Origin of the sequence: Methylobacterium variabile, from assembly GCF_001043975.1 — a bacterium.
Taxonomy (GTDB): domain Bacteria; phylum Pseudomonadota; class Alphaproteobacteria; order Rhizobiales; family Beijerinckiaceae; genus Methylobacterium; species Methylobacterium variabile.
In genome coordinates this window covers 1-771 of the sequence record NZ_LABY01000467.1, presented here as the reverse complement: position 1 = coordinate 771, position 771 = coordinate 1, and the positions used below count along the sequence as shown (strand labels likewise).

Below are 771 nucleotides of genomic sequence, written 5' to 3'. Positions count from 1 at the left end.
GCCGCCTCGACCTCGCGGCGGAGCCGTTCGATCCGGCGGCACTGGTCGAGAGCGTGGTCGAGCTGCTGGCGCCCCGGGCGCAGGACAAGGGCCTGGAGATCGCTGCCGACCTCGAGGCTCTTCCCGCGATGCTGATCGGCGACCCCGACCGGGTGCGCCAGATCCTGATCAACCTCGCCGGCAACGCCGTGAAGTTCACCGAAGCCGGCGGGGTCGGCGTCACGGCGGCCTGGGGACCGGACGGGTTGACCCTTGCCGTGCACGATACCGGCCCAGGCATCCCCGAGGAGCGCCTGCCGGTGCTGTTTCAGGAATTCGAGCAGGGCGACGGCAGCGCCAGCCGGCGGCACGAGGGGACTGGCCTCGGCCTCGCGATCACCCAACGCCTCATCGACCGCATGGGCGGCCGGCTCGACGTGGCGTCCCGCCTGGGCGAGGGGAGCTGCTTCCAAGTCTCGCTGCCGCTCCGCACCGGACCGGACCGGGCCCGACCGCCCGTGCCGCGCCTCGAGGAGCGTCGCATCCTGGTGGTGGCCGCCGCCGCTTTCGAGGCGCCCTACATCGCGCGCCGCCTGGGACGGGCCGGCGCCGAGGCGGTGGTGGTGGAGACCGAGGCGGAGGCCGCCGCGGCCCTGTCCGGCGAGGCGAAGTTCGACGCCGTCATCGCCGACCGGGCCCTCGGCGATGCGGTCGTGCGCGGGATAGCCGCCGCGGCGCGGCAGGCCGGCGTGAGCCGCAGCATCGTGCTGCTGTCGCCGTTCGACCGGCGGG

At 74.7% G+C, this 771-nt stretch carries 1 protein-coding gene; it reads left to right on the top strand.

Translation table 11 applies throughout. The annotated features are described in order from the left end of the window. Positions 1-771 (top strand): sensor histidine kinase (locus VQ02_RS33940; RefSeq protein ID WP_048448687.1); only part of this gene is annotated, 771 nt, incomplete at both ends.